Source organism: Streptomyces sp. SUK 48 (genome assembly GCF_009650765.1).
Taxonomy (GTDB): Bacteria; Actinomycetota; Actinomycetes; order Streptomycetales; family Streptomycetaceae; genus Streptomyces.
In genome coordinates this window covers 5,746,956-5,766,563 of the sequence record NZ_CP045740.1, presented here as the reverse complement: position 1 = coordinate 5,766,563, position 19,608 = coordinate 5,746,956, and the positions used below count along the sequence as shown (strand labels likewise).

The following is a 19,608-nucleotide window of genomic DNA, read 5'->3' as shown; positions in this document are numbered from 1 at the left end:
CCCTTGTTGTCGGTCACGCCGCCATGCGGCGGTGTCAGAAGCCGTCCAGGCTGCTGTGCGGGCGCGTCGCGGCGTCGTCCGCCGCGGTGTTCGGCGTGGACAGCTTGTCGACCTCGCTGTCGATGTCCACATGGATGCGCCGCATCTGCTCCAGCACGTGCAGGTCATCGCTGCTGAAGCCGTCCCGGCTCAGCCGCACCGCCTGTTCCAGGCCCTTCATCACTTCCCGGATGCGCACGGCGTCCTCGGCCGCGGCGCGGTGGAAGTCCCGGTACGCCGTCGCCGCGGGCCCCCGCCAGCCGGCCTCGACCCGGTCGACCAACTCGTCCATGCGGCGGACCTGTTGGTCGAGATGGCCCTGCATGTGGTCGAGGTCGTTCGCCAGCTTGGTGAGGTCCTCGGACGACACACGCAGATCGGCACCTTGCTGGTGCCCCTGCCCCGTCCCTCGCGTGCCCATGTCGTATCTCCCCCCGGTCACCGGCGGTACGAGCGGCCCGCCGACGGGGTCAGTCTACGGCGGCCCCCTCGTCAGGCCCGCTGCCCGTCGGGGCCCCGGTCCGTACCGCGTACTCCGCCCACACCGTCTTGCCCGGCCCCTCGGCCCGCGGGTGCCAGCCCCAGCGCCCGCCCGTCAGCCGGGAGACGAGGAGCAGCCCCCGGCCGGCCTCCTCGACCCCGGCGCCGTCGGGCGCGACCGGCCGTTCGGGCAGGCGTTCGCCCCGGGTGTCGGTGACCTCGACGCGGACGGTCCCGGACAGGGGCACGAAATGGAGCCCGAAATGGAAGTCCCGGCCGGGTACGCGTCCGTGCCGTACGGCGTTCGCGGCCAGTTCGGCGACGATCAGCACGATGTCGTCGTGCGGCCCGGTGTCGTACGGGATGCCCCAGACGTCCAGCCGTACGGCGGCCAGCCTGCGGGCGAGGCGGGCACCGCGCGGGGTGGAGGTGAAACGCATCCGGAAGATCGTGAGTTGTGGAGTGCCAGCGGTGCTGGCGGGTTTCGTCGTCACGCCGATTACGGTGCCGTCGGTGGCGTAGCGTGACGAGTGGTGACGCACTGACGCCCGCCGGTTGTACGTGCGTTGAGTCCACGAGTACGAGGCGTGCGGCGTGACGGCGTTCCCCTGCGGGGCGTTGGCCGGGGGAGGTGGTGGAGATGGCAGAACATGCGGATACGGCCGCGGAATCCGGGGTGGTGCCGGAGGGCGCCGGTACGGGTGTCGTCGCGGCCTTCGGGCGGACCCTGAAGACGCTGCGGCTCCGAGCGGGGCTGGACCGGGCGGAGTGCGGACGGCGGATCGGCTACTCGGCGTCCACGGTCGCCTCGTTCGAGCAGGGGCGGAGAATCCCGTCCCCGAAGACGATCGACAAGGCGGACGAGGCGCTGGGCGCCGGCGGGCTGCTGAGCGTGTGGAAGGAGGAGGTGGAGAGGGCTCAGTATCCGCTCTTCTTCCAGGGCATGGCCCAGCTGGAGAAGGAGGCCATGGAGCTGCTCATGTACGACACGCACGTCGTCAATGGCCTGCTTCAGACCGAGGAGTACATGCGGGGCCTCCTCTCCATGCGCCGGCCGCCGCTGGACCAGGAGACGATCGAGCAGCGGGTAGCCGTACGACTGGCTCGGCAGGAAATCTTCGACCGGCGCCCTGCACCACTGTTGAGCTTCGTGATGGACGAGGCAGTGTTGCGACATCGGTACGGCGGCAACGTCGTACTGCGGGGACAGCTGGAGCATCTGTTCCTGGTCGGCCAGAAGCGCAACGTCGAGATCCAGGTCATGCCAATCGAGTCCGAGGACAACGCGGGTGTGAACGGGCCGTTCACGGTCGCCACTCGCAAGGACGGCAAGAAGTTCGTCTACGCCGAGGACCACTCGACCAGCAGTCTGGAAACCGACCCGGAGCAGACGGTTCTCGCAGCGGCCCGCTATGGGATCATCCGATCACAGGCTCTCAGTCCGCGAGGGTCCTTGGATTTCATCGAAGGGTTGTTGGGATCGCTATGAACAACGCTGAGTCCTCGACCGACGCACTCGGCCTCGCCTGGTTCAAGAGCAGCTACAGCGGAACCGAGGGCGGCCAGTGCGTAGAAGTCGCGGCTGATACGGCCACCGTGCACATCCGGGACTCCAAGGCCACTACCGGACCCCGACTCACCGTGTCGCGCAAGGCATGGGCCGGGTTCGTCGGGCTGGCCTCGGGGACGAGCTATGAGCAACACTGAGCCCTCGACCGTCACATCCGACCTCGCCTGGTTCAAGAGCAGCTACAGCGGAGCCGAAGGCGGCCAGTGCGTAGAAGTCGCGGCTGGTACGGCCGCCGTGCACATCCGGGACTCCAAGGCCATCACCGGACCCCGACTCACCGTGTCGCGCAACGCGTGGGCGGGATTCGTCGGGCTGGCCTCGGGAGGCGAGCTATGAACAACGCTGAGTCCTCGACCGACGCACTCGGCCTCGCCTGGTTCAAGAGCAGCTACAGCGGAGCCGAAGGCGGCCAGTGCGTAGAAGTCGCGGCTGGTACGGCAGTTGTGCACATCCGGGACTCCAAGGCCATCACCGGACCCCGACTCACCGTGTCGCGCAAGGCATGGGCGGGGTTCGTCGGGCTGGCCTCGTCGGAGTGGTGACGTAAGCGGCGGACGGGGTCAGTCGTCCTCGAAACGCCAGAGCACCAGGACGTGTTCGACCGACACTCCGATGAGGCAGACGTCGACGGTGAGGCCCGCGAGGGTGTCGGCGTGGAACGACGAGGCCAGGAAGTCGGCCCCGTCGCCGTCCTCCGCGTGGCCGTGGTTGGTGAAGAAGCGCGCGTCGTCCCCCACGGCCCCGAGGACTTCCCGCAGACAGATGTCCCGTTCCGCGTTCGGTACGCGAAGGGACGGGTGGGGGCCGTGCAGCAGGGATCCGGCCGAGATCAGCCCGGCCAGCTCCAGGGCCTGGGCGGCGAACACCTCCCGGAGGCTGTCCCGCAATTCCCCGGAATCGACCTGCCGTAGTACGGGATCTACCTGGATCGTGTTCATCACCGTGTCGTGCCAGTCCGACTCCCCGCGGGCGGCGAGCGCGGCGAAGGACCGGCCCGTCTCGAACCGTCCTCGCGCGCAGGCGGGCAGGACCGCCCGGCCTTGCGTCACAGCTCCTCCTCATACGCGCTCATGCTTGGACATCGAGGTCATCGAGGTCATCGGCGGTGTCACAGAGCGGCGCCCTGATGAGGGCGCCCGCGTCGGGGTCCTGGTCCACGTTCCCGTACCAGCCGGAGGCCCAGGGTCCATAGTGTTCGGCCAGGGCGCGGGCCACCGAACGGGACGGCCCCGGCCCTCGTGGGCCGCCTGTTTGCGCATCCGGCGCGGAAACCACCGCGCGTATCACGGCACGTGCCCGCTCGGGATCGAACGGGTGCGTGGCCGGATCCATGTCCGCCCACCTCATCGGCTCGGGCCCGGCTCTCCGCCCCGGGGCGTCCAGAGTGGTGAGTGGGCTTCCTTGAGGTGCTCGACGCAGCGCCGGGCGAGCAGCGGGAAGAAGCCGAGGAAGTCCTCGCTGCCCGAGCCACCGCCCATCGCCTCGCAGAAGAACGCGTCCATCTGCTCCTCGGTGTGGAAAAGAGCGAGGGCCTGGGAACACTCCGACACGACACCCGGCAGCTGCCACGGGCACCGCGGATGGGTCTCCGCGAGGAACAGGCTGATCCCCTCCTCGGCCGTGGAGTCCTGCATGTCGTCACTGATCGCCACGCCGTCCTGGCCCCAGTAGATCGGCAGGATCTGGGAGAACCGCGGGAACCGCAGAAGCAGTTCATCCGTACCCAGCGGGACATCTTCGGAGGACCGCCAATCACCGCTCTCCAGGTGTCCGGCGATCTCCCGGAGAACCTGGGGCGTGCGGCCTTCGGACTCCGCGCGAGGAATCCGGCCCAGCGCCTCGTCCTCGGGACGAGCCTCGAACAGGTCGGCGGCCACGCGCAGTTCGGCGGCGATCTCCCGCAGATTGCGCCCGCCGTCCGCTTCGGCGGTCCGCATGCCACGGATGCGGGGGAACAGCCGCCTCCGCCATCGAGCGGGGTCGTCGGGAATCCTCGCGTCCCATCCGTCGTACGGGGCCAGGAGCACGCGGGCACCCTCAAGGCTCCGGTAATCCACGGATACCGAATCCGCCACGCGACCATCCTCATTCCAGGACCCGCTCGGTCCACCGAGAAACGATCGCCAACGCAAAGCGGCAGACGAGCCGGGCCGTACGCCGGGTTCTGTGTCTCCGGGGTCCTCGCGGGCCCCGGAGCGACGGCCATCCATCTAGGGCCAACGTTGCCGTTGGCCTCGTGCGGTCTACCCGCGGACTCGGGCGGGCAGCCCTCGAACGTCCGCGCAGAGCGCTTTTCACGGCGCTCCTTTTGACCTTGCTCCGGGTGGGGTTTACCTAGCTGCCCAGGTCGCCCTGGGCACTGGTGGTCTCTTACACCACCGTTTCACCCTTACCGAGGACCGAGGTCCCCGGCGGTCTGTTTTCTGTGGCACTGTCCCGCGGGTCACCCCGGGTGGCCGTTAGCCATCACCCTGCCCTGTGGAGCCCGGACGTTCCTCGGGAAGCCCCCTAAGGGGACTCCACGCGGCCGTCCGCCCGGCTCGTCTGCCGTGCCGACCATGGTACCGGTCGTGTGCGCCGCCGCGGACCGGCCGCCGTCGCCAGCACCGAGCCCGCCAGGATGAACGCGAAGGCGAGCAGCACGGTGAGGGTGAGCGGCTCGTGCAGGAAGGCCGCGCCCGCGGCGACCGCCACGGCCGGGTTCACGTAGGTGATGACCGTGGCGCGGGTGGGGCCCGCCTCCCTGATCAGTTCCAGGAACGCCACGAAGGCGAGGGCCGTGCAGATCACGCCCAGGGCGGCGAGCGCGGCCAGCGCCTGGGGCGAGGGGAGGGCGGTCGGGTGGGTGAGGGCGGCGGCCGGGGCGTAGACCAGGGCGGCCAGGGTCAGGCAGGGGGCCGTCAGGTGCAGGGAGGGGACGTCCCCCAGGTGCCGGGCGGCTATCAGGGGCGCCGTGGCGTAGCCGACGACGGTGAGCAGGACCTCGGCGAGGGAGCGGGCGTCGCCCCCGGTGAGGTGGGGCAGGGCCAGGACCGTGACCCCGGCGAGGCCCAGGGTGAGTCCGGCCAGCCGCCGGGGGCTGAAGTGCTCCGTCGTACCGAGGAAGCGCGCCGCGATCAGGCCCACGATCGGCACCCCCGCGATCAGCAGGCCGGACGTCGAACTGGACAGATGCCGCTCGGCGTCGGTGAGGGTGAACCAGGGGACGACGATCTCCAGGACCGCGAAGGCCAGCATGGGGCGCCAGTGGGTGCGGATCGTGCGGGGCAGGCCGCCCTGGCGCAGCGCGAACGGCAGCAGCAGGACCGCGCCCAGCGCGCAGCGGGTGAACACCAGGACGGGCGGCGACACCTCGGCCACCGCCACCTTGATCAGCAGATAGGGGATGCCCCAGACGACTCCCATCAGGGAGAACAGGAACCAGCCGCGTGCAGTCATGCGGCGAGTCTCGGCCACTTCCTCAGCGGGCGTCTTGAACGCTGTTGCGGTACACCGCCGGGGTCACCCCGAGCACCCTGCGGAACCAGCGGGTCAGATGCGCCTGGTCCGCGAAGCCGACCAGCCCCGCCACCTCGGCCGGCCGCAGCCCCGCCTCCAGCAGCACCCGCGCCCTGCCCACCCGGTACTGGGCGAGCCAGGCGTACGGCGGTATGCCCGTCGCCGTACGGAAGGCCCGCAGCAGCTGGTACCGGGAGAGGCCCAGGTCGGCGGCGAGCGAGGCGAGCGCCGGCGGGGCGGTCAGTTCGTCGGCGAGCCGGTCGCGGACCGTCCGCGCGATGCCGGCCGCGCCGGGCACCCGGTCGTCCGCCGGCCGGGCGCAGGAGTGCCGCCGGGCGAGCGCGGTGAGCAGCCAGGGCAGCCGGGACTCGGCCTCCAACGGGTCCGGGCAGGCGCTGAGTTCGGCGTGCGCGCGGGCCAGCGCCAGGGCCAGCTCGGGGTCGTCCAGCAGGGGTTCGGAGAAGTGCGGGGCGCCCCCGGCGGTGCCCTCCCCCAGCAGGGACGGCTCGGCGTACAGCGCGCGGTAGGCGTATCCGTCGGTGGCGTTGCCGGGTCCGCCGGTGTGCACCTCACCGGGGTCCAGTACGACGATCGTGCCGGCGCCGGTGCGGATGTGGCCGCCCCGGTAGTCGATCACCTCGTACCCGCCGACGCAGACGCCGATCGTGTACTCGTCGTGGGCGTGCGGGGCGTAGGTGTGCCGCTGGAAGCTCGCGGTGAGCAGGTCGAGGGGTGGTCCCCCGCGGCCGAGTCTGGCCCGTCGCCACTGGGCCTGTTCGGGCCCGGGTGTGCTCACTGCTCCGGTCATGGACGCCCCCTCGTCGTAGGGCGGTCACGCCGCCCGCCGTGGGAACACCCGGCGGGTCCCGTTCCTTCCGCGTCGGCGGCGGCCAGCCGGGCGACCGCACCAAGGGCGCGGGGGCCCGGGCGCCACCCCGTACGCTGGCGCCCTGAGCGCAAGAGAAGGAGTACGTGTTGCTGGTCCTGCTGCCGCCCTCGGAAGGTAAGGCCGACCCGGGCAAGGGCGCCCCGCTGCGGCTGGAGTCGCTGTCCCTGCCGGGGCTGACCGGCGCGCGCGAGGCCGTGCTCGGGGAGCTGGTCGAGCTGTGCGCGGGCGACGAGGAGAAGGCGCGCGAGGTGCTGGGGCTCAGCGAGGGGCTGCGCGGCGAGGTCGCCAAGAACGCGGCCCTGCGCACGGCCGGCGCGCGCCCCGCCGGGGAGATCTACACCGGTGTCCTGTACGACGCCCTGGACCTGGCCTCCCTGGACGCGGCAGCGAAGCGGCGGGCGGCGCGTTCGCTGCTGGTCTTCTCCGGGCTGTGGGGCGCGGTGCGGGTGACCGACCGGATTCCCTCCTACCGCTGCTCGATGGGGATCAAGCTGCCGGGCCTCGGCGCTCTGGCCGGGCACTGGCGGGCACCGATGGCCGAGGTGCTGCCGGAGGCGGCCGGGGACGGACTGGTGCTGGACCTGCGCTCGGCGGCGTACGCGGCGGCGTGGAAGCCGAAGGGCGAGGTGGCGGGGCGTACGGCGACGGTACGGGTGCTGCACGCGCCGACCCGCAAGGTCGTCAGCCACTTCAACAAGGCGACGAAGGGCCGGATCGTCCGCTCCCTGCTCTCGACCGGCCTCGCGCCGCGCGACCCCGCCGAACTGGTGGTGGCGCTGCGGGAGTTGGGGTACGAGGTGGAGGCGCAGGCCCCGGGCAAGGCGGGGAAGCCGTGGGGGCTGGACGTGCTGGTGGAGGAGATCCACTAGGGGGCGTTGCACTCTGCGCAACAGTGATTGCGGGGAGTGTGGCAGGTCGACACGATGAGGGCATGATCCCGCCCGAGCCCGAGCCTGAGCCCGTGCCCGAGACCGAGCCCGTGCCCCAGCCGGTGCCGATGCCGCTGCCGTCGTCGCCGCCGCCCTCGCCGTCGCCGGGCGGCTCCGTGCTCGATCTCGCGGCCGTCGTGCCGGTGGTCGTGCTCCCGGACGCCTCCGCCGCCGTGCCGCTCGCGCGGGCGCTCGTGGGCGGCGGGTTGCCGGTGGTCGAGGTGACGCTTCGTACGCCTGCCGCGCTGGAGGCGATCCGGGCGATCGCCGAGCAGGTGCCCGAGGCCGTGGTCGGGGCGGGGACGGTGATCACGCCGGGGCAGGTGGCGGCGGCCGTCGGGGCCGGGGCGCGGTTCCTCGTCAGCCCCGGGTGGACGGAGGGGCTGCTGGCGGCGATGCGGGGGTGCGGGGTGCCGTTCCTGCCGGGGGTGTCGACCGCTTCGGAGGTCGTGGCGCTGCTGGAGCGCGGGGTGCGGGAGATGAAGTTCTTCCCGGCGCAGGCGGCGGGCGGTACGGCGTATCTGCGGTCGCTGGCCGGGCCGTTGCCGCAGGCGCGGTTCTGTCCGACCGGCGGGATCGGGCCCGGGAACGCGGCGGAGTATCTGGCCCTGCCCAACGTCGGTTGTGTGGGCGGGAGTTGGATGGTGCCGGCGGACGCGGTGGCGGCCGGGGACTGGGCGCGGATCGAGGCGCTGGCGCGGGTGGCGGCCGGGCTGCGCGGGCCGGCGTCAGCGCAGGTGTGAGGTGTCGTTGAAGAGGCGGACGCTCGCGTTGCCGTCGGCGTAGTACGCCACCGCGGAGAGCGAGGCGGCCGAGAGTTCCATGCGGAACAGGGACTCGGGCGGGGCGCCGAGGGCGAGGCGGACGAGCGTCTTGATCGGCGTCACATGGGTGACGAGCAGGACGGTGCGGCCCGCGTGCGCGGTGACCAGTTCGTCCCTGGTGACGGCGATGCGGGCGGCGACCTCGGCGAAGCTCTCGCCGCCGCCGGTGGGACGGGCGGCGGGGTCGGCGAGCCAGGCGTTCAGGTCGTCCGGGTGGCGGTCGCGGACCTCGCCGAAGGTCAGGCCCTCCCAGGCGCCGAAGTCCGTTTCGCGCAGGCCGTCCTCGACGACGACGTCCAGGCCCAGGCGGGCGGCGACGATCTCGGCGGTCTCGCGGGTGCGGGCGAGGGGGGAGGCGAGGACGGCCTGGACGGTGCCGCGTCCCGCCAGGGCGTCGGCCACCCGACGGGCCTGTTCGCGCCCCGCGTCGGAGAGGGACGGGTCGGTGCCGCCGCTGCCCGAGAAGCGCTTCTGGGGGTCAGCGGGGTCTCGCCGTGGCGGAGGAGGACGAGGGTGGCGGGGGTGCCGAGGTCGGGGGCGGCGGACCAGCCCCGAGCGGTGGGCTGCTGCCGGCCCGCGCTGTCGGGGTGCCGTTCCCCCGGGGCTTCGGGGCGCTGCTCGCCGAGAGGTGCCGCCGCGCCGGCCTCCAGCTCCGCCGTCGACTCCCCCGGGCTCCACCGCTCCCCCCGCGCCCCCGCGTCCATCGCCTCGTTGGCCAGGCGGTCGGCGTGCTTGTTCTCGGCGCGCGGAATCCACTCGTACGTCACCCGGTCCGGAGGGAACACCCCCCGGGCCTGGGTCGCCAGGGGCTTCATCGAGGGGTGTTTGATCTTCCAGCGGCCCGACATCTGCTCGATGACCAGCTTGGAGTCCATGCGGACATGGACCGTGGCGGCGGGGTCCAGGGTGTGGGCGGCGCGCAGGCCGGCCAGCAGGCCCCGGTACTCGGCGACGTTGTTCGTGGCGACGCCGATGTACTCGGCCGCCTCCAGCAGGGTCTGGCCCGTCGCCGCGTCGCAGACCACCGCGCCGTAGCCGGCGGGCCCCGGGTTGCCCCGGGAACCGCCGTCCGCCTCGACGATGAACTCCCGCACGCCGTAAGCCCCTTACAGCCCGGACTCGGCCGTACGCACCAGGATCCGGCGGCAGTTCTCGCAGCGCACCACGGTGTCGGGGGCGGCCGAGCGGACCTCGTTCAGCTCGGTGATGGCCAGCTCCTGGCGGCAGCCCTGGCAGGTGCGGGCGTACAGCTTGGCCGCGCCGATGCCGCCCTGCTGCTCGCGCAGCTTGTCGTACAGCTTGAGCAGGTCCGCCGGGACGGAGCCCGCCACGACCTCGCGCTCCTTGGTGACGGACGCGGCCTCGCGGTCGATCTCCTCGAACGCGGCGTCCCGGCGGCCGGTCGCGTCGTCGATCTTCGACTGGACGGAGGCGGCGCGCTCGGTCAGCTCGCTCACCCGCTCCTGCGCGGACTCGCGGCGCTCCATGACCTCCAGGACGACGTCCTCCAGGTCGCCCTGCCGCTTGGCGAGCGAGGCGATCTCGCGCTGGAGGTTGGCCAGGTCCTTCGGCGAGCCGACCGCGCCGGAGTCCAGGCGCTGCTGGTCGCGGGTGGCGCGCTGGCGGACCTGGTCGACGTCCTGCTCGGCCTTGGTCTGCTCGCGGGCGGTGTCGCTCTCCTCGGTCTGCGCGGCCACGAGCAGGTCGCGCAGCTGGGTGAGGTCCTTGTTCAGCGTCTCGATCTCGGCGTGCTCGGGCAGCGACCTGCGCTTGTGCGCGAGCTGCTGGAGACGGACGTCGAGGGCCTGGACGTCGAGGAGTCGGATCTGGTCGGCGGGCGCGGCGTTCAGTTGGGGGCTCCCATTAACTAGTGGTGGCGGAGGACGCCGCGTGGGCGGTCCAGGGGTCGGTGACCGTCGTGGAGACATGGACCCGCAGGTCCCAGCCGTGGCGGTCGGAGATCTCGTCGAGCTGGCCGGCGGCCTGCTCGCACCAGGGCCACTCGGTGGCCCAGTGCGCCGCGTCGAGGAGCGCGAGCGGGGACTGCGCGACGGCCTCGGAGGCCGGGTGGTGGCGCAGGTCGGCGGTGAGGAAGGCGTCGGCACCGGCCGCGCGCACCTGCTCGAAGAGGCTGTCGCCCGAGCCGCCGCTGACCACGAGGGTGCGCACGACGGTGTCGGGGTCGCCGGCCACCCGGATGCCCTGCGCGGTGGCGGGCAGCCGCTCGGCGGCGCGCGCGGCCAGTTCCCGCAGGGTGAGCGGATGATCGAGCTCGCACACCCGGCCGAGGCCCCGGCGCCCGTTCGGGTCGGTGGGGTCCGGCACGAGGGGGCGTACGACCCGGACGTCGAGCGCGCCCGCGAGGGCGTCGGAGACGCCCGGGTCGGCGGTGTCGGCGTTGGTGTGGGCGACGTGCAGCGCGATGTCGTTCTTGATCAGCGTGTGCACGACCCGGCCCTTGAAGTGCGAGGCCGCGACCGTGGTCGTGCCGCGCAGATAGAGCGGGTGGTGGGTGACCAGCAGGTCGGCGCCGAGCCCGACGGCCTCGTCGACGATCTCCTGGACGGGGTCGACGGCGAACAGGACCCGGGTGACCTCCTGGCCGGGGTCGCCCACGACCGTGCCGACCGCGTCCCAGGACTCGGCCCGCTCGGCGGGCCACAGGTTCTCCAGCGCGGCGATGACTTCAGACAGACGGGGCACGGGAAAAGGCTACCTGGCTGTTCGGCGGGGCCGTACCGCGTCCGCCCCTTCCGGCCCACCCGCAGCACAGTCATGCCCGCTCCCTCGGAGGAATCGGTTCTGCGCCACCCATATGTGTGAAGCGACGGTCGGCCCCCCGCACGGCCGTGCGTTCAAAACTAGCTTCGTCGCCGGAGGTGACCGAACGATGACGGTCTGTGCCATCGAGTCCCCGTCCGCCGGTACGGACGACCGCTCCCCGGCGCGCGGTTGCGTGCTCACGGCGGACGGCGCGTACGCCGCGCGGCTCACGCGGGACGGTGACTCCTGGTTCCCGGAGCGCTGGACACTGGACGGCCCGGAGCCGTACGCGGTGCCGCTGCCCGGCAACCAGCCGGAGGAGCCCGGCACCGAGTTGCAGCCGCTGGGCGACGGACGGGTCCTGATCCACCGGCGGGCGGGGGTACGGCACCTCTTCGCGCTGCTGTATCCGACCGGGCCCGGCACCGGGGAGCTGCCGCTGGGCGCCATGGAGTGCGCCGGGCCCGGGGTCCGGCTCGACCTGCTGCCCCCGGCGCCGGGGGGCGCGCGGGCCTACGCCGTCACGGTCGGCCCCCGCAGCAGCGCGGTGTGGCAGGTGACGGGCGGGCCGGGCGGGCCCGAGCGGCTGGCGGAGGTGCCGGGGCGCTGCTCGGGCGGGGTCTGGCTGGACCGCACCGGGCGGCTGCTGGCGCTGGACCGGGAGCTGGAGGGGTGCGTCAAGACGGTCGTGGTGGACCTGGAGCTGGGCGAGGTGACGCCGCTGCTCCAGATCACGCCGGGCAGCGACGACCGGCTGCTGATGGCCGACCCGGACAGCGGGCTGCTGCTGATCTCCTCCGACGCGCCCTCGCCGGGGCGGGAACGACTGGGCTGGGGCGTCCTCGGTTCCACCCTGCCGGTGCGCTTCCCCACCTCGCTGCTGCTGCCGGAGTGCACGGCGGTGCCGTTCGCGATCCAGCCGGGGCAGGTGCTGGAGCCGGAGAGCTGCGCGGTGGCGCTGCGCATCGAGGGGCCGGTGGGCACCTGGGTGGGCATCTGGCGGCCGGCCGAGCGGCGGGTACGGCATCTCGCCGCGCCCAAGGGCTGGCTGACCGGGTCGGGGCTGTGGACCCCGGAGGGGGTGCTGCGGCTGCCGTACGCCACCCGGGAGACGCCGTGCGGGGTGGCCGAGCTGCGGGCGCCCGCGGGCGAGCCGCGCACGCGTCCGGGCGGGGCGGACCGGACCCGCGCCGGGGCCGCCGGGGCGCCGGCCGACGCGCTCGCCGACGCACCCTCCGGGGAGATCGCCGAAGCGGCCGGTGCGGGCGCGGCGGAACCGGTGGCGCCGCGTCCGGTGCCCTTGGCGCAAGCACCTCTGGGACGTCTTGTAACGAACTAGTGCCGGTTGGCGTGTGCGCCTGGATTGGGCCCGTGGTGTGCCGGTTACACTCCTCCGGCTGTACGAAAGATGATGTTGACGGGGTGAATACGTCCAATGAGCGACACCAGCACGACGGAGCAGCTGTCTGCCGACTCTCTGGAAGACGCCGGCCACGGCCGGCACCGCGGCCAGGTCTCGGCCACGGAGACGGACACGTCTCCGCACGGCCGGCACCGCAAGACCGCCGAGGAGACCACCGAGGCGGCTGCCTGAAAGCAGTGAGAGGAGGAGGGGGCACCCGCCAGGGTGCCCCCTCCTCGCGCTTCCCGCGCCACCGAGCGCTATCGCCCCCGTTTCAGGGCCAGCACCTCCGCCGCCGCGAACGTCTCCTCCGGCGGCCTGCGCGCGTAGTGCGGGGTGAGCAGCGCGTCGAGTTCGTCGTACGTGAACGTCTCCTGCTTGCTGTCGAACCGCTCCCGGACCCTGGGCCGTTCGACGATCGCCACCATGCCGCCGTGCACCACGAGCAGCTGTCCGTTGACGCGGGCGGCGGCCGGTGCGGCCAAGTAGCCGACGAGCGGGGCGACATGCTCGGGGGCGAGCGGGTCGAGACCCTCGTCCGGTGCCTTCAGGCCCGCGAAGACGTCCTCGGTCATCCGGGTGCGGGCGCGCGGGCAGATGGCGTTGGCGGTGACGCCGTACTTGGCGAGGGCGAGGGCCGTGGAGGTGGTGAGGCCGACGATCCCGCCCTTGGCCGCCGCGTAGTTGGGCTGCCCCGCTGATCCGGCGAGGAACGCCTCCGAGGAGGTGTTGACGATCCGCCCGTAGACCGGTTCCCCGGCGGCCTTGGAGCGCTCCCGCCAGTGCGCGGCGGCCCAGCGGGTGGTGTTGAAGTGCCCCTTGAGATGGACGCGGAGCACCGAGTCCCATTCGTCCTCGGTCATGGAGAAGATCATGCGGTCGCGCAGGATGCCCGCGTTGTTGACGAGGATGTCCAGCTTGCCGAACGCGCCGATCGCCAGCTCGACGAGTTCCTCGGCCTGTCGGGAGTCCGCGACGTCCCCGGTGTGGGCGACGGCGGTGCCGCCGAGGGTGTCGCGGATCTCGGCGACGACCTGTTCGGCGGGTCCGGCCGAGGCGTCCCCGGTCCCGTCCCGGCCCGGGCGGCCGTAGTCGTTGACGACGACGGCGGCGCCGAGGCGGGCGAGTTCGAGGGCCTCGGCCCGGCCGAGCCCGCGCCCGGCCCCGGTGACGACGGCGGACAGCCCCTGAAGTGGCAGTGTCATGGGCGGTGTTCCTCAGATCTCGATGCACGTACGCAGGGCGGTCCCGGTACGCATCTGGTCCAGTGCCTCGTTGACCGCGGCGAGCGGGACCCGGTGGGTGATCAGCCCGGCCAGGTCGATGCGGCCGGCCCGCCACAGGGCGATGGCACGCTCGTAGGAACGGACCACGTCCCCGCCGCCGTAGAGGGACGGCAGGATGCGCTTCTCGTCGAAGAACAGCTCGAACATGTTGAGTTGGAGGAAGTCGTCCATGGCGCCTGCGCCGACCACCACGAGGGTGCCGCCGCGCCGGGTGTTCTCGTAGGCGGTGCGGGCGGTCGCGGACCTGCCGACGACCTCGAAGACGTAGTCGAAGCCCTCGCCGCCGGTGACCTGCTGCTTGGCCTCGGTCAGCCCGTCGGGGGAGACGGCCCTGGTGGCGCCGAACCCGAGGGCGGCCTCACGGCGGGCGGGGACCGGGTCGACGGCGACGATCTCGGCGGCGCCCTTCAGCCGGGCCCCCTGGATCGCGGAGATGCCGACGCCCCCGCAGCCGATGACGGCGACCGACGAACCGGCCGCCAGATCGGCGGTGTTGAGGGCGGCGCCGAGTCCGGTGGTGACCCCGCAGCCGATCAGGGCGGCGATGTCGTACGGCACGTCGTCCGGGAGGGGGACGGCGCAGCCGGCGTCCAGCACGACCTCCTCGGCGAAGGTGCCGGTGCCCGCGAAGCCGAAGACATCGCCGCCGGGGCGGCGGAAGTTGGGGGTGCCCGCGTTCAGGAACCCGGCCAGGCACAGCTCGGTCTGGCCGCGCCGGCACGCCGGGCAGGCGCCGCAGGCGGGCAGCCAGCAGACGACCACCCGGTCACCGGGCTTCACGTGCCGTACTCCCTCGCCGACTTCGAGCACCTCGCCCGCGCCCTCGTGGCCCGGCACGAACGGCGCGGGCTGGGGCAGTACGCCGTTCATCGCGGACAGGTCCGAGTGGCACAGCCCGGTGGCCCGTACCCTGACGCGGACCTTGCCCGGGCCGAACCCGGCCGCCTCGATGTCGTCGAGGACGTCGAGCTTGTCCTGGCCGATCTCGTGCAGTACGGCTGCGCGCATGCCGAAACTCCCCTCGCGATCATCGCGGTACTGGCGTACCGGCGGTACTGGCGTGCTGGGTCAAGGAGTGCTTCAGGAGTGCTCGACGACGGTGTCAGCGAGCACCGGTGCCTCGTCCCGCTCGACGGCCGCGACGGCGACCCGCACCCGGTCCCCCGGCTCGCGCCACATGCGGATGCGCAGGGTCTCGCCGGGGAAGACGACGCCCGCGAACCGGGTGGTGTACGAGCGCACCCGGCCCACGTCGCCGTCGAGGAGGGTGTCGGTCACGGCCTTGAGCGTCATGCCGTAGGTGCACAGCCCGTGCAGGATGGGCCGGTCGAACCCGGCGAGCTTGGCGAACTCGGGGTCGGCGTGCAGGGGGTTGAGGTCGCCGGAGAGCCGGTAGAGCAGGGCCTGGTCGGGGCGGACCGGGCGCTCGACGGTCCGGTCCGGCTCGCCGTCCGGCTCCGGCAGCCGGGCAGATGGGCCGCGGTCGCCGCCCCAGCCGCCCTCGCCGCGGACGAAGATCTGCGCGTCGTTGGTCCACAACGGGCCCTCGGCGTCGGCCGCTTCGGTGCGCAGCACCAGGACGGCGGCCTTGCCCTTGTCGTACACGGCCGCGATACGGGACGTGGCCGTGGCACCGCCCTCGACCGGGATGGGCCGGTGCACCCGCAGGGTCTGCCCGCCGTGCAGCACCCGGGCGAGATCGACGTCGACGCCCGGCATGGACAGCCCGCCGGTCACCCCGGGTTTGCCGGCGCCCGCGACGGTGGCGAAGCTCGGCAGCACGTGCAGCCGGGACTCCAGCGTGTAGCGCAGCTCGTCCGGGTCGGTTGCGGGGCGGCCCGCGCCGATGCCCAGGTGGTAGAGCTGGACGTCCTTCGCGGTCCAGGTGATCGCACCCGAGCGGGGTTCGGCGGCGAGGGCCTTGGCTGCGTCGATGGGCATAGGGCTCCCAAGAGGTATCGAGACCTCGGCGCGGTCGTCCGCACCGTCGGCCGCGCCGAGGTCGTCCACGGGCGGACGCGGAACGCCGTACGGCCGACGGGAGTGCGCCGCACGGTCGACGGGCCTAGAACTCGTTCCAGTCCGGCGCCCCTTGTATAGCCCAGCCCTCCGCAGTTGTGAAGGCTCCTGACGGTACGTCAGCTCGGCTGGAGCCGTGGCCCCAGGACCCGTGACATTTGTCCTGCCCGAGTCCGTACAACCGCCTCTGCCGGTGCGCCGGGCCCGGCTTCTACCGTCGTAGGCATGACACAGAGGGACGAGGACACCGCCGCCGTGTCCTTCACGGGGGCGGTCCGCGCGTTCGGGTCCGTGCGCGCCGTGGACGGGGTGGACCTGAGGATCGGGCGCGGCGAGACCGTGGCCCTGCTGGGCCGCAACGGCGCCGGCAAGTCGACCACCATCGGGATGCTGCTGGGGCTGTACCCGCCGGACGCCGGCCGGGTGGAGCTGTTCGGGACCGAACCGGAGCGCGCGGTGCGGGCCGGCCGGGTGGGCGCGATGCTCCAGGACGCCCGGCCGGTGCCCCGGGTCACCGTGGGCGAGCTGGTCGGCTTCGTGGCCTCGCGCTATCCGGCGCCGATGCCGGTGGCGCGGGCCCTGGAGCTGGCCGGGATCTCGGCGCTGGCCGGGCGCCGGGTGGACCGGCTGTCCGGCGGGCAGGTGCAGCGGGTGCGGTTCGCGGTGGCGCTGGCCGGCGATCCCTCGCTGCTGGTCCTGGACGAGCCGACGGCGGCGCTGGACGTGGCGGCGCGGCAGGTGTTCTGGGAGTCGATGCGGGGGTACGCCCGGCGCGGGCACACCGTGCTGTTCTCCACCCACTATCTGGAGGAGGCGGACTCCTTCGCCGACCGGATCGTGGTCATGGACCGGGGCCGGATCGTGGCCGACGGCACGGGCGAGGAGCTGCGGCGGGCCGCGGGCGGCAGCCTGGTCTGTGTGGACCTCGCCGGACGCGCCCCGGACGACCTCGCCCTGCTGCCCGGCGTCCGCTCGCTGGAGGTGGACGGCGACCGGGCCCGGCTGCGCACGGACGACTCCGACGCGACGGTGATCGCGCTGGCGGAACGGGGCGCGATCCGCCGCCTGGAGGTGGCTCCGGCCTCGCTGGACGACGCGTTCCTGACGCTGACCTCCCCGGCGCGGCACCCCGCCGGCCCCGAGAGCCGGGTATCCGTTCCCCTCGACACCGTGAAGGCTCTGTGATGCTCGCCTACGTCCGGCTGGAGATCCGTCGCACCCTGCGCGACCCGGGATTCGTGATCGGCGGGATCTTCATGCCCGTCATGATGTATCTGCTGTTCACCAACGTCGGCGAGAACGACGGGACATGGCGGACCGCGGCGATGGTCGGCATGGCGGCGTACGGCGCCGTCGGCTCCGCCCTGAACACCGGCGGCGCGGTCGCCGAGGACCGCGCGGTGGGCTGGCTGCGGCAGCTGCGGGTGACGCCGATGACCCCGCGCGAGGTGGTGGCCGGGCGGACGCTGACCGGTGTGGTGACGGTGCTGCCCGCGATCGTCGCCGTGCTGGCGGCGGGCGGCCTGGTCGACGGGGTGCGGCTCGCGGTGTGGCAGTGGGCGGCGATCGCGCTGCTGCTGTGGGTGGGCTCGGTGCCGTTCACCCTGCTGGGCCTCGGCAACGGCTACCGGCTGACCGGTCCCGCCACGGGCGTGGCCAACATGGCGTGCAATCTGGGCCTGGCCGTGCTGGGCGGGCTGTGGTTCCCGACCACACTGTTCCCGGGGTGGCTGCGGTCGGTCTCGGGGTACACACCGGCCAACCGGTTCGCCGAGCTGGGCGGCGCGGTCGCGGCCGGGCACGCCCCCGGTGCCGGTGCGATCATCGTGCTGACGGGCTGGCTGCTGGTGTTCGGATCGTACGCCGTGCTGTCGTACCGCCGTGCGGCGGGGACCGTCTGACCTGGGGGAACGTGGATATGACGGGATGGCGGAGGATGCGCTGCCAGGCGCGGTCCTGGCAGACGGCGCGGCGGGAGTGGAAGGCGGACCTGGCGCGCTGGAAGGCGGAGCACGAGCGGTTCAAGGCCGCCGCGCGCGCCGCCCGGAAGCGGGGCGAGACACCGGCCGTCAGCGATCCCGGGCCGCCGCCCACCGGCTTCGCGCTGCTGCCCTGGCTGCTGATGGGGATGGGGGCCTTCGCCAATCTGCTCCAGGGGCGGACCCCGAACCCGCTGATCGGCGGGCTGGGCCTGTTCGCCTTCAACTCCCTGTACATCTACGTCACCTTCCGCTCCTTCGACCGCGCCAAGCGCGAGGAGCCGCGCACCCGGGTGGCGCTGCTGCTCATGGGCCTGCTGACCACGGGGCTCGCGCTCGGCTACGGCGGCAACTGGCTGATGTTCTTCCCGCTGCTGGGCCTGGCCGCGGGCGCCGCCCTGCGCGGACCGTGGCTGGGCCGCTCGGGAATCCTGCTGGCCGTCTACGCGGCCGCGCTCTCCGGGGCGCACGGCGGCTGGTCGGACGCGACGAACATCGGGTACGCCACCTTCCTGTCCACCATGGTGACCGCCGCGATCCTCGGACTGGCCGAGGCGGTACGGGAGTTGCGTGCCGCCCGGGAGGAACTGGCCCGGCGCGCGGTGGAGAAGGAGCGGCTGCGCTTCTCCCGCGATCTGCACGATCTGCTGGGCCACACCCTGTCGGTGATCGTGGTGAAGTCGGAGGCGGCCCGGCGGCTGGCCCCGCGCGACATGGACGCGGCGCTGGGCCAGATCACGGACATCGAGTCGGTGGGCCGGCAGGCGCTCACCGAGATCCGCGAGGCGGTCACCGGCTATCGCGAGGGCAGCCTGGCGACCGAACTGGACCGCGCCCGCTCGGCGTTGACGGCGGCGGGCGTCGAGCCGGTCGTCCGCCGGTCCGGCACCCCGCTCGCGCCCCAGCCGGAGGCCCTGCTGGGCTGGGTGGTCCGCGAGGCGGTCACCAATGTGATCCGGCACAGCGACGCGGGCCGCTGCGAGATCGCCGTGACCGGTGCCGCGGAACGCGTCCGGCTGACGGTCACCGACGACGGCTCCGGCACCCCGGTCAGCCGCCCCGCCCCGGGCATCGGCGGCACCGGTTTGACGGGCCTCACCGAACGCCTGGCCGCCGCGGGCGGCTCCCTCACGGCCGGACCCGCGCCCCGCGGCGGCTTCACGGTGACGGCGGAACTCCCGCTGCCGGCCGGGGAACCGGCGGCGGCCGGGGTGACGGCGCCGGATCCCTCCTGAGGCGGTCGGCCGTACGCTGCCCCCATGAACGAGACACCCCGGGGGACGGTCCGGGTCCTGCTCGCCGAGGACCAGGGCATGATGCGCGGCGCGCTCGCCCTGCTGCTCGGGCTGGAGGAGGACATCGAGGTCGTGGCGCAGGTGGCCGCGGGGGACGCCATCGTGGCCGCCGTGCTGCGGCACGAGCCGGATGTCGCGCTGCTGGACATCGAGCTGCCCGGGATGAGCGGCCTCGACGCGGCGGAGGAGCTGCGGGCGCGGGCGCCGGGCTGCCGGGTGCTGATCCTGACGACCTTCGGGCGGCCGGGGTATCTGCGCCGGGCCCTGGAGTCCGGGGCGGCCGGGTTCCTGGTCAAGGACGGGCCGGTGGAGGAGCTGGCGGTGGCGATCCGGCGGGTGCTGGCCGGGGAGACCGTGGTCGATCCGGCCCTGGCGACGGCCGCGCTCAGCGCCGGGCCGAACCCGCTCACCCCGCGCGAGCGCGAGGTGCTGAAGGCGTCCGTGGACGGCGCGACGGTCGCCGATGTCGCGGGCCGGCTGCATCTGTCCGAGTCCACCGTGCGCAACTACCTGTCCTCGGCGATCGGCAAGACCGGCACCCGCAACCGCGCGGAGGCGGTGCGGGAGGCCCGTCAGCAGGGGTGGTTGTGAGACCGGAGGCGGTGCGACGTGCGGTCGTGGGACTCGTGACCGTG

At 73.2% G+C, this 19,608-nt stretch carries 23 protein-coding genes, 1 other RNA gene and 1 pseudogene; 13 read left to right on the top strand and 12 right to left on the bottom strand.

Translation table 11 applies throughout. From position 1 onward, the window contains the following. Nucleotides 1-34: 34 nt before the first annotated feature. A complete protein-coding gene (locus GHR20_RS25410) occupies nt 35-460 on the bottom strand; it encodes a WXG100 family type VII secretion target (RefSeq protein ID WP_153814473.1) in 426 nt (141 codons plus the stop codon). A gap of 49 nt (nt 461-509) precedes the next feature. Then, the gene (locus GHR20_RS25405; RefSeq protein ID WP_194858984.1) at nt 510-959 is read right to left on the bottom strand and encodes an ATP-binding protein; all 450 of its coding nucleotides are present in this window, start codon (nt 957-959) and stop codon (nt 510-512) included. 200 nt (nt 960-1,159) lie between these two features. On the opposite strand from GHR20_RS25405, the gene GHR20_RS25400 reads away from it, so the two are divergent. The 4 genes from GHR20_RS25400 to GHR20_RS25385 are packed head-to-tail and all read left to right on the top strand — an operon-like array spanning nt 1,160 to nt 2,631. Next, on the top strand, nt 1,160-2,008 hold the full coding sequence (locus GHR20_RS25400) for a helix-turn-helix transcriptional regulator (RefSeq protein WP_153814471.1): 849 nt from the start codon (nt 1,160-1,162) through the stop codon (nt 2,006-2,008). After that, nucleotides 2,005-2,226 (top strand): DUF397 domain-containing protein, encoded by a 222-nt coding sequence (locus GHR20_RS25395; RefSeq protein WP_153814470.1) that lies wholly within the window; start codon nt 2,005-2,007, stop codon nt 2,224-2,226. The genes GHR20_RS25400 and GHR20_RS25395 overlap by 4 nt, the downstream gene beginning before the upstream one ends. Further along, nucleotides 2,213-2,425, top strand: a complete 213-nt coding sequence (locus tag GHR20_RS25390; RefSeq protein WP_153814469.1) for a DUF397 domain-containing protein — start codon at nt 2,213-2,215, stop codon at nt 2,423-2,425. The genes GHR20_RS25395 and GHR20_RS25390 overlap by 14 nt, the downstream gene beginning before the upstream one ends. After that, complete coding sequence (locus GHR20_RS25385) at nt 2,422-2,631, top strand: DUF397 domain-containing protein (protein WP_153814468.1); 210 nt, start codon at nt 2,422-2,424, stop codon at nt 2,629-2,631. Before GHR20_RS25390 ends, GHR20_RS25385 begins: the two co-directional genes overlap by 4 nt. Before the next feature lie 18 nt (nt 2,632-2,649). Here the strand turns inward: GHR20_RS25385 and GHR20_RS25380 are convergent, their stop codons facing one another. The 3 genes from GHR20_RS25380 to rnpB all read right to left on the bottom strand — a co-directional run bounded on the left by GHR20_RS25380 (nt 2,650) and on the right by rnpB (nt 4,632). Next, nucleotides 2,650-3,138: a hypothetical protein gene (locus GHR20_RS25380; protein WP_153814467.1), complete on the bottom strand. Its 489-nt coding sequence runs from the start codon at nt 3,136-3,138 to the stop codon at nt 2,650-2,652. 294 nt (nt 3,139-3,432) lie between these two features. Beyond that, complete coding sequence (locus tag GHR20_RS25375) at nt 3,433-4,026, bottom strand: hypothetical protein (protein ID WP_153814466.1); 594 nt, start codon at nt 4,024-4,026, stop codon at nt 3,433-3,435. 200 nt (nt 4,027-4,226) lie between these two features. Beyond that, nucleotides 4,227-4,632: RNase P RNA component class A (rnpB, locus tag GHR20_RS25370), an RNA gene on the bottom strand. 512 nt (nt 4,633-5,144) lie between these two features. Here rnpB and GHR20_RS25360 point away from each other — a divergent pair. Further along, nucleotides 5,145-5,471, top strand: coding sequence for a hypothetical protein (locus GHR20_RS25360; RefSeq protein WP_146609765.1), 327 nt, complete (start codon nt 5,145-5,147; stop codon nt 5,469-5,471). Nucleotides 5,472-5,549: 78 nt separating this feature from the next. On the opposite strand, the gene GHR20_RS25355 is transcribed toward GHR20_RS25360, so the two are convergent. Further along, nucleotides 5,550-6,395: an AraC family transcriptional regulator gene (locus tag GHR20_RS25355; protein WP_153814465.1), complete on the bottom strand. Its 846-nt coding sequence runs from the start codon at nt 6,393-6,395 to the stop codon at nt 5,550-5,552. Nucleotides 6,396-6,562: 167 nt separating this feature from the next. On the opposite strand from GHR20_RS25355, the gene yaaA reads away from it, so the two are divergent. Continuing rightward, on the top strand, nt 6,563-7,345 hold the full coding sequence (gene yaaA, locus GHR20_RS25350) for a peroxide stress protein YaaA (RefSeq protein ID WP_153816129.1): 783 nt from the start codon (nt 6,563-6,565) through the stop codon (nt 7,343-7,345). A gap of 128 nt (nt 7,346-7,473) precedes the next feature. Further along, a complete protein-coding gene (eda, locus tag GHR20_RS25345) occupies nt 7,474-8,148 on the top strand; it encodes a bifunctional 4-hydroxy-2-oxoglutarate aldolase/2-dehydro-3-deoxy-phosphogluconate aldolase (RefSeq protein ID WP_148024047.1) in 675 nt (224 codons plus the stop codon). On the opposite strand, the pseudogene GHR20_RS25340 reads toward eda, so the two are convergent. The 3 genes and pseudogenes from GHR20_RS25340 to GHR20_RS25330 all read right to left on the bottom strand — a co-directional run bounded on the left by GHR20_RS25340 (nt 8,134) and on the right by GHR20_RS25330 (nt 10,932). Beyond that, a pseudogene (locus tag GHR20_RS25340) lies at nt 8,134-9,323 on the bottom strand (bifunctional RNase H/acid phosphatase). The gene eda and the pseudogene GHR20_RS25340 sit on opposite strands and share 15 nt — an antisense overlap. A 12-nt stretch (nt 9,324-9,335) precedes the next feature. Then, nucleotides 9,336-10,079 carry a C4-type zinc ribbon domain-containing protein gene (locus GHR20_RS25335; RefSeq protein WP_153816128.1) on the bottom strand — a complete coding sequence of 248 codons (744 nt, stop codon included), beginning with the start codon at nt 10,077-10,079 and terminating at the stop codon, nt 9,336-9,338. A 13-nt stretch (nt 10,080-10,092) separates the two neighbouring features. Further along, nucleotides 10,093-10,932: a Nif3-like dinuclear metal center hexameric protein gene (locus GHR20_RS25330; RefSeq protein ID WP_153814464.1), complete on the bottom strand. Its 840-nt coding sequence runs from the start codon at nt 10,930-10,932 to the stop codon at nt 10,093-10,095. Nucleotides 10,933-11,119: 187 nt separating this feature from the next. Here GHR20_RS25330 and GHR20_RS25325 point away from each other — a divergent pair, with 187 nt between their 5' ends. Continuing rightward, entirely contained in the window at nt 11,120-12,331 is a 1,212-nt protein-coding gene (locus GHR20_RS25325) for a hypothetical protein (RefSeq protein ID WP_148024004.1), read from the top strand. A gap of 96 nt (nt 12,332-12,427) precedes the next feature. After that, nucleotides 12,428-12,586 (top strand): hypothetical protein, encoded by a 159-nt coding sequence (locus tag GHR20_RS36895; protein WP_181516083.1) that lies wholly within the window; start codon nt 12,428-12,430, stop codon nt 12,584-12,586. 68 nt (nt 12,587-12,654) lie between these two features. Here GHR20_RS36895 and GHR20_RS25320 read toward each other — a convergent pair whose 3' ends face one another. The 3 genes from GHR20_RS25320 to GHR20_RS25310 form a co-directional block, all read right to left on the bottom strand. Further along, the gene (locus GHR20_RS25320) at nt 12,655-13,599 is read right to left on the bottom strand and encodes a 3-oxoacyl-ACP reductase (protein WP_153814463.1); all 945 of its coding nucleotides are present in this window, start codon (nt 13,597-13,599) and stop codon (nt 12,655-12,657) included. A 12-nt stretch (nt 13,600-13,611) separates the two neighbouring features. Further along, nucleotides 13,612-14,688, bottom strand: a complete 1,077-nt coding sequence (locus tag GHR20_RS25315; protein WP_153814462.1) for a Zn-dependent alcohol dehydrogenase — start codon at nt 14,686-14,688, stop codon at nt 13,612-13,614. Between the two features lie 72 nt (nt 14,689-14,760). Beyond that, complete coding sequence (locus GHR20_RS25310) at nt 14,761-15,621, bottom strand: MaoC/PaaZ C-terminal domain-containing protein (protein WP_111582220.1); 861 nt, start codon at nt 15,619-15,621, stop codon at nt 14,761-14,763. A gap of 303 nt (nt 15,622-15,924) precedes the next feature. Here GHR20_RS25310 and GHR20_RS25305 point away from each other — a divergent pair, with 303 nt between their 5' ends. Genes GHR20_RS25305 through GHR20_RS25290 form a run of 4 tightly spaced genes read left to right on the top strand, consistent with a single transcriptional unit; the run spans nt 15,925 to nt 19,564 of the window. Further along, entirely contained in the window at nt 15,925-16,884 is a 960-nt protein-coding gene (locus GHR20_RS25305) for an ABC transporter ATP-binding protein (RefSeq protein ID WP_153814461.1), read from the top strand. Next, nucleotides 16,884-17,600 carry an ABC transporter permease gene (locus GHR20_RS25300; protein WP_111582218.1) on the top strand — a complete coding sequence of 239 codons (717 nt, stop codon included), beginning with the start codon at nt 16,884-16,886 and terminating at the stop codon, nt 17,598-17,600. Before GHR20_RS25305 ends, GHR20_RS25300 begins: the two co-directional genes overlap by 1 nt. 17 nt (nt 17,601-17,617) lie before the next feature. Continuing rightward, nucleotides 17,618-18,913: a sensor histidine kinase gene (locus tag GHR20_RS25295; RefSeq protein ID WP_153814460.1), complete on the top strand. Its 1,296-nt coding sequence runs from the start codon at nt 17,618-17,620 to the stop codon at nt 18,911-18,913. Between the two features lie 24 nt (nt 18,914-18,937). After that, nucleotides 18,938-19,564, top strand: a complete 627-nt coding sequence (locus GHR20_RS25290) for a response regulator transcription factor (protein ID WP_111582216.1) — start codon at nt 18,938-18,940, stop codon at nt 19,562-19,564. The last annotated feature ends 44 nt before the right edge of the window (nt 19,565-19,608 follow it).

Coding starts and splice junctions, on each gene's coding strand:
- GHR20_RS25320 (WP_153814463.1), bottom strand. CDS start 13,599: ATGACACTGCCACTTCAGGGGCTGTCCGCCGTCGTCACCGGGGCCGGG.
- GHR20_RS36895 (WP_181516083.1), top strand. CDS start 12,428: ATGAGCGACACCAGCACGACGGAGCAGCTGTCTGCCGACTCTCTGGAA.
- GHR20_RS25375 (WP_153814466.1), bottom strand. CDS start 4,026: ATGCGGACCGCCGAAGCGGACGGCGGGCGCAATCTGCGGGAGATCGCC.
- GHR20_RS25315 (WP_153814462.1), bottom strand. CDS start 14,688: ATGCGCGCAGCCGTACTGCACGAGATCGGCCAGGACAAGCTCGACGTC.
- GHR20_RS25395 (WP_153814470.1), top strand. CDS start 2,005: ATGAACAACGCTGAGTCCTCGACCGACGCACTCGGCCTCGCCTGGTTC.
- GHR20_RS25400 (WP_153814471.1), top strand. CDS start 1,160: ATGGCAGAACATGCGGATACGGCCGCGGAATCCGGGGTGGTGCCGGAG.
- GHR20_RS25405 (WP_194858984.1), bottom strand. CDS start 959: ATGCGTTTCACCTCCACCCCGCGCGGTGCCCGCCTCGCCCGCAGGCTG.
- GHR20_RS25410 (WP_153814473.1), bottom strand. CDS start 460: ATGGGCACGCGAGGGACGGGGCAGGGGCACCAGCAAGGTGCCGATCTG.
- GHR20_RS25310 (WP_111582220.1), bottom strand. CDS start 15,621: ATGCCCATCGACGCAGCCAAGGCCCTCGCCGCCGAACCCCGCTCGGGT.
- GHR20_RS25385 (WP_153814468.1), top strand. CDS start 2,422: ATGAACAACGCTGAGTCCTCGACCGACGCACTCGGCCTCGCCTGGTTC.
- GHR20_RS25355 (WP_153814465.1), bottom strand. CDS start 6,395: ATGACCGGAGCAGTGAGCACACCCGGGCCCGAACAGGCCCAGTGGCGA.
- GHR20_RS25305 (WP_153814461.1), top strand. CDS start 15,925: ATGACACAGAGGGACGAGGACACCGCCGCCGTGTCCTTCACGGGGGCG.
- eda (WP_148024047.1), top strand. CDS start 7,474: ATGCCGCTGCCGTCGTCGCCGCCGCCCTCGCCGTCGCCGGGCGGCTCC.
- GHR20_RS25290 (WP_111582216.1), top strand. CDS start 18,938: ATGAACGAGACACCCCGGGGGACGGTCCGGGTCCTGCTCGCCGAGGAC.
- GHR20_RS25300 (WP_111582218.1), top strand. CDS start 16,884: ATGCTCGCCTACGTCCGGCTGGAGATCCGTCGCACCCTGCGCGACCCG.
- GHR20_RS25325 (WP_148024004.1), top strand. CDS start 11,120: ATGACGGTCTGTGCCATCGAGTCCCCGTCCGCCGGTACGGACGACCGC.
- GHR20_RS25390 (WP_153814469.1), top strand. CDS start 2,213: ATGAGCAACACTGAGCCCTCGACCGTCACATCCGACCTCGCCTGGTTC.
- GHR20_RS25295 (WP_153814460.1), top strand. CDS start 17,618: ATGACGGGATGGCGGAGGATGCGCTGCCAGGCGCGGTCCTGGCAGACG.